Annotated in this window: 6 protein-coding genes and 2 pseudogenes; 5 read left to right on the forward strand and 3 right to left on the reverse strand. The window is 69.9% G+C overall.

All coding sequences use genetic code 11. From position 1 onward, the window contains the following. Window positions 1–84: 84 nt before the first annotated feature. Both BL254_RS22695 and BL254_RS22700 read right to left on the reverse strand, forming a co-directional pair. Window positions 85–642 (reverse strand): hypothetical protein, encoded by a 558-nt coding sequence (locus BL254_RS22695; protein ID WP_047225003.1) that lies wholly within the window; start codon window positions 640–642, stop codon window positions 85–87. 13 nt (window positions 643–655) lie between these two features. Then, entirely contained in the window at window positions 656–2,335 is a 1,680-nt protein-coding gene (locus tag BL254_RS22700; protein ID WP_047225002.1) for a right-handed parallel beta-helix repeat-containing protein, read from the reverse strand. 111 nt (window positions 2,336–2,446) lie between these two features. On the opposite strand from BL254_RS22700, the gene BL254_RS22705 reads away from it, so the two are divergent. The 4 genes from BL254_RS22705 to BL254_RS22720 all read left to right on the forward strand — a co-directional run bounded on the left by BL254_RS22705 (window position 2,447) and on the right by BL254_RS22720 (window position 5,296). Continuing rightward, window positions 2,447–2,659, forward strand: a complete 213-nt coding sequence (locus BL254_RS22705; protein WP_047225001.1) for a hypothetical protein — start codon at window positions 2,447–2,449, stop codon at window positions 2,657–2,659. 261 nt (window positions 2,660–2,920) lie between these two features. After that, the gene (locus BL254_RS22710) at window positions 2,921–4,171 is read left to right on the forward strand and encodes an NAD(P)/FAD-dependent oxidoreductase (protein ID WP_047225000.1); all 1,251 of its coding nucleotides are present in this window, start codon (window positions 2,921–2,923) and stop codon (window positions 4,169–4,171) included. A 209-nt stretch (window positions 4,172–4,380) separates the two neighbouring features. Next, entirely contained in the window at window positions 4,381–4,830 is a 450-nt protein-coding gene (locus tag BL254_RS22715; RefSeq protein WP_076845063.1) for a helix-turn-helix transcriptional regulator, read from the forward strand. Continuing rightward, window positions 4,799–5,296 carry an SRPBCC domain-containing protein gene (locus BL254_RS22720; protein WP_047224998.1) on the forward strand — a complete coding sequence of 166 codons (498 nt, stop codon included), beginning with the start codon at window positions 4,799–4,801 and terminating at the stop codon, window positions 5,294–5,296. The genes BL254_RS22715 and BL254_RS22720 overlap by 32 nt, the downstream gene beginning before the upstream one ends. 70 nt (window positions 5,297–5,366) lie before the next feature. On the opposite strand, the pseudogene BL254_RS22725 reads toward BL254_RS22720, so the two are convergent. Next, window positions 5,367–5,573, reverse strand: a pseudogene (locus BL254_RS22725) (GrpB family protein); the annotation flags it as partial. An 85-nt stretch (window positions 5,574–5,658) separates the two neighbouring features. Here BL254_RS22725 and BL254_RS29680 point away from each other — a divergent pair. Beyond that, a pseudogene (locus tag BL254_RS29680) lies at window positions 5,659–6,000 on the forward strand (hypothetical protein); the annotation flags it as partial.

Genomic DNA, 6,000 nt, shown 5'->3' on the forward strand with positions numbered 1-6,000 from the left:
GGCTGGAGGGCCAAAGGAAGCGCGATCATGTTCTTCGTGCCGCCGGCGGCCCAGATCCCGCCGGCGGCCCAGATCCCTGAGTCGCTAGCCGGCCCCGGACGCCAGGCCGAGCATGACGGCGTCCCGCGGCAGCAGCCACGGTGACGCCAGCACCCGCCGTTCGACGAAGCCGACGACGTCGTATCCGCGCAGGGTGGACACGGTCTTCCTGGCATAGAAGTCGTCTTCGTTCATCTCGGAGAGCCGGACGAGGTCGACGGCGTACCGCGCGAAGTCGCTGGGCGTGACGTAGAACACCACGCCGCTGGTCGAGCCGAATTCACTGTTCTGCCCCCACTCGAAACGCTCCTCGCCGTCGGCGCGTGTCTCGTTAGGGGTCACGACGTACGACCCGAGGATGGCGCTGACGAGTCTCGTCTGCACCCCGGAGGCGATCACATCGAAATCGGCCGGCAACAGATGATCATCCCACGGTGGTGCGGCGGCGCTGACGTCCGGCACGAAAGTGACGTTCACAACGTAGTTGAGGAGCACGGTGAAGACGCCTTCGTAGAGGTCCGCGACAGGCGGTTCGTGCTCCGGCGGCTCGTGGACCACCTTGACCGGGTAGTCGGCCTTCGGGCTGACCTTTATCCTGCGCAACCTCCGATCGGGCTCATCGCGTCGCGGCGAGCAGGTCGTCGAGCACGAGCGTACGGAGGTCGTCGCGGCCGGGCACCCGGCCCAGTGCCCGCAACCGGCCGGACTGCGCCTTGCGCATGCCCTCCAGCAGTTTGCGCGCCTCGCGCGCGTTGCCGAAGTTCTGGTCGCGTTCAATCTGGCTGAACCACTCGAAGAGAGCGTCGTCGACGCCTGATGCGAGCAGGTAGTCGTCGTTCCGTGCGATGCGGTCGGCGATGAGCACCAGTTCCTGCGGCGAGTAGTTCTCGAACTCCAGTGTCTTGGCGAACCGGGAGGCGAGACCGGCGTTGGCGTCCAGGAAGTCCGCCATTTCGGCGGTGTAGCCAGCCACGATTACGGCCGCCCGGTCACGGTGGTCCTCCATGAGCTTGACGAGCGTGTCGATGGCCTCCTGACCGAAGTCGGCGCTGGCGCCGCTGGAGCGCGACAGGGTGTATGCCTCGTCGATGAAGAGGACGCCGCCCATGGCCTCCTCAAAAACCGACGTGGTCTTCTCGGCGGTGTGACCGATGTACTGGCCGACCAGGTCCCGCCGGGCAACCTCCTTGAACTTGCCGTTGGGCAACACCCCCAGTGCCTTGAGCAGCTGGCCGTAGAGCCGGGCGACCGTGGTCTTGCCGGTGCCCGGGGCACCGGTGAAGACGAGGTGGTTGCTGACCGCGCCGACGGCCAGGCCGGCGTCACGCCGCCACTCGTTGACCTGGATCTCGTCGATCAGTGCCCGCACCTCGGCCTTGACCCCTCCCAGCCCGATCATCGAGTCCAGTTCGGCGAGCAGCTTGTCGACCTTCTCCGCGTCCTGGCCGGTTGCTCCCTCGATGGCGCTGACGCCGACCTTGGGTCTGTGCGCGGTGTCGTCGGCCTCACGGATGACCGGCGTGGCGCCCTCATCCACGTGGATGCCGGGCACGGCCGTGTCCTCGACCCGGGTGCCTTCAACGAGGCCGCCGCACCCGCGGCCGAACATGATGCCGACACCGTGGGTGTCGTGCACCCAGCTGTTGGTGATGGTCGGCGAACTCTGGTGCGCGACCGAGATGCCCACGTCCCCGGTCCCGGAGATGTCACACCGCTCGATCGTCGGCCGCGCCGCCTGGTACACGTAGATCCCGCGGAAGCCGCAGCCCTCGATCGTGCAGTTGCGGATGGTCGGGTCCGCGCCGAGGCGCACGATGATCCCGTCGTCCGCGATATTGCGCACCTCGCACTTGTCCAGGATGCCGCCGGCGTCCTCGATGACGATGCCGTACTGCCCCTGAACGACCTTGACGTCAGAGGCTTGGACGCGGGCACCGTCGCTCACGCTGACCCCGGCCGCGTGCCCGGCGCTGACCTGACATGTATCGATCTGGAGTCGGCCGCCGGCCGCGGCCACCGCCGGATAGTCGCCGGCCGCCAGAACCAGCCCGCGAAGCGTCACCTCCGCGCTGTCGCAGGCTACCGCGGAGCCATCCGCGGCCGTCGCGTCGATCGTCACCGAACCCGGGTCGGCCGCCGCCGTCAGGGTCAGCCGCCGCCCCCGCAGCCGAAGGGCTTCGAGGTAGACACCGGGCTCGATGGAGATCACAGCACCGTCCGTCGCGATCTCCAAAGCATCCTGGATTGTCGGATACGCCCCGGTCCGTCGCGGGGACACTGTCACTGTTTGTGCCATAACTCCGCCCGATCCGGCGTCAAGAGGACGTCCCGAGAGTATCCGGCACCAAACGGGACCACCGGGAGCTGGAGCAGGAGCAGGAGCAGGAGCAGGAGCGATCATCGTCCGGTGCTGCTCATGGGGTCCTCCGGAGTGGGCAGGTCCTCGATCCCGCGTGCCGGGCTGCTGGCCGGTCTCGACCACCGGCGCGAGGCGGATCTGGACGAGCCCCTGGCCGGCCGGTGCCGCTGCCCGCGCCGGGAGCCCAACCACTGCGGGCAGGCGCCATTCCGGCTCGCGGACCGGCCCCGCACACCGTCAGTGACAGCGCTGGGACGGTAGACGCCGAGYGCACCCTGCGCCGCCAGGGGCCTGACCCCCGAACCCGCGGATTGAGAGGCAGCGGCAGCGCATCCGCAGATGTCCGCCAGCATCGGCCGCACAGGCATCCGTCGTTCGCGCACGTCCACCAACGTCCGCCAACGTTTTCGTCACTCACCGCTGTCAGACAGACACCTCTAGCCTCTACACTCGTGGCGTTGAACGCTGTGAGTACCGAAGATCTCACCAGCGATGAACAGTTCCGGGGGGAGCAAGGCAATCATGCCCACAGCGCTGATCATCGGTGCCGGGATCGCCGGCCCGGTCGCCGCGATGGCCCTGCAGCGAGCCGGGATCGACGTCCTGGTGCACGAGGCGTACCCGGCTCCGACCGCGGAGGTCGGTTCGTGGATCGGCCTGCAGACCAACGGCCTGGACGCGCTGCGGGCGATCGGCGCCGACCGTATCGTCCGCGAGCTTGCCGTCCCGACACCGTCGATCGCCTTCCGGACCAGCACCGGCCGGGTGCTCGGCGAGATCCCGACCGGCCGGCCGCTGCCGGGCGGGAGCACGGGGGTGTCGATAAAGCGCTCCGACCTGCACCGCGCCCTGCGGGACGAGACATCCCGCAGGGGCATCGAGATCCGGCACGGCCGGCGCCTGGCGAGCGTGGCCAGCGGCGCCGACGGGGTCGTCGCCACCTTCGCCGACGGCGGCACGGCAACGGGCGACCTGCTCGTCGGCTGCGACGGCATCCACTCCCGGGTGCGGGAGTCGCTGAACCCGTCCGGCCCGCGGGCACGCTACGTCCCGATACTGAATGTCGGCGGCTACGCCAACGTCACACCGCCAGGTGACCGCCCCGGCGTGCTGACGATGACGTTCGGCAGGCGGGCGTTCTCCGGCCGCCTCGTCACCCCCACCGGGCAGACGTGGTGGTTCGCCAACCCGCCGCGGCGGGACGAACCGGCCGACGGCGAACTGGGGCGGATCAGCGACGCGCAGTGGCGGGACTCGCTGCGCCAGCTCTACGGGCTCGACCGGTCCCCCATCATGGATCTGATCGCCGCCACCCCCGGGCCGCTGACCGGCTGGACAACGTACGACCTGCCCACCGTCCCGGTCTGGCACGACGACCGGAGCATACTGATCGGCGACGCCGCGCACGCCACCTCACCCTCGTCCGGCCAGGGTGCGTCGATGGCGATCGAGGACGCGGTCATACTCGGACAGTGCCTGCGCGACCTGCCGGTGCCACGGGCGTTCGCCCGGTTCGAGGCGCTGCGCCGGCCCCGGGTGGAGCGGGTCGTCGCCGAGGGCCGGAAGTCCAGCCGGCTGCGCTCGGTCGGGCCGGTCGGCCGGCTGGCCCGCGGCCTCGTGCTGCCGCTGGTGCTCAGGCACGCCGCCGGCAGCGGCGCCGGGTCACTCGCCTGGATGCACCAGCATCACATCGACTGGGACGCGCCGGTGACGACCGCTGGCGTCCCGGCCCCGGCTCCCGCGAAAGACATCTCGACGAACCTGCCCGGCTGACGTCCCCCGGCCGCGGTCACCGCCAGGCCGATCCCACCGGTCCCACCGGTCCCGCCGGGTCGCCCCGGCCGCGGACCGCCCGACCGCCGCAATCGTGATCATGCGCCCGCACGGCCGGGGACGGACTCGGCGCCGGCCGCGGCCTGGCCGACACATCGTCCTGTCCGACGCCTTGCCCAGCCCGGCGGCAACGGCTAACGTACAACCCGATGGTTGTACATCAGGAGTCCGCCGAACGCGCCAATCGCCTCTTCCATGCCCTGGCTGACGCGACGCGGCGTGAGATCGTGACCCTCACCCTGACCGGTGAGCAGTCGGTCTCTCAGCTCGCCCGGCGGTTCCCGATGAGTTTCGCGGCCGTCCAGAAACACGTGGCGGTGCTGGAGCGCGCCGGGCTGGTCACCAAGCAGCGACAGGGCCGGGAGCAGCGGGTACGAGGCAACGCGGACGCCCTGCGCGAGGCCCGYCGGCTGMTGGACCAACTGGCGGACGTATGGCGGGGGCGTATCGACCGGATCGACGCGATCCTCACCGATCCCGATCCCGGCCCCGGCCCCGGCCCCGGCCCCGGCCCCGGCCCCGGCCCCGGAAACAGCGAAAACAGCGAAAACAGTGGGGAGCACGCACATGCCAGTGATCGACATCAAGAAGAACCCTGAAGCCCTCACGCTGACGCTCACCGCGCGGTTCGACGCGCCGCCGCCGCGGGTGTGGCAGGTCTGGCAGGACCCTCGTCAGCTCGAGCGCTGGTGGGGTCCGCCGACCTACCCCGCGACCGTCGTCGACCATGACCTGGCACCCGGCGGTACGGTCACCTACTTCATGACCGGGCCGGAGGGCGAGAAGTACCACGGCTGGTGGCGCGTCCTGTCCGTCGACGCCCCGCACCGGCTGGAGTTCGAGGACGGCTTCGCCGACGACTCCGGCCGCCCCAACCCCGACATGCCCGTCACGGCCGTCCGCGTACAGCTCACCGCGGACGGCGAGGCCGCCACCGTGATGACGATCGAGAGCGTCTTCCCCACGCTTGCGGCGATGGAGCAGTTGGTGTCCATGGGCATGGTCGAGGGCATCTCCGCGGCCGTGGGTCAGATCGACACGCTGCTGGACTCCCTCACCGTCTGACGAGGGCCGTCACCGCGACCGGCCGGTGAAGGACGACTGGCCCAGAAAGGACTGATGCCAGCCGTCGTGATCAGCGGGCCGGCAGCGACCATCCCGCCGTGACGGCCCATGTCCGCGCCCTGCTCATGATGTCGGCGATGAGCGGCGACTTGGCATCGGCGTAGGCGTTCATGTCCGGCCAGTCGCGGGCGGCGAGTTCCTGCTTGAGGGCCTGGTAGGCGGCGCGGTCGGCCGTGTCGTGCCGTAGCCAGTCGCGGAAGAGCAGGTGGCGGCGCTCCCACGGGCTGTCCCCTCTGTGTCAGTCTCGGGTGAGACATCCGCTGGGTGCGGGTTGKCTACAGAGGGCGTGATCGGAGATCCTCGTGTTCGTGGAGTCAGAGTCCCAGGAGCGTCCTGGCCGGTCCTCACCGCGTGACCCGGCGCCGCGTCCGTCGCGGCGGGTGTTCAGCACGGCGTACAAGCTGCGGATCGTCGCCGAGTACGAGAACGCCCCGCACGGGGAGAAAGGTGCGATCCTGCGCCGGGAGGGATTGTTCTCGTCGCATGTGGTGGAGTGGACCCGTGCCCGTGATGCGGGTGCTCTCGGGGGATCGGGCGTTGCGGCCCGCGGTCCTGCGGAGAAGAAGCCGGGGAAATCGGCGGAGCAGATCGAGGTGGAGAAGCTGCGGCGGGAGAACGAGCGGCTAAAGGCACGTCTCGTGACC

Origin of the sequence: Protofrankia sp. BMG5.30 (genome assembly GCF_001983005.1) — a bacterium.
GTDB classification, from domain to species: Bacteria; Actinomycetota; Actinomycetes; order Frankiales; family Frankiaceae; genus Protofrankia; species Protofrankia coriariae.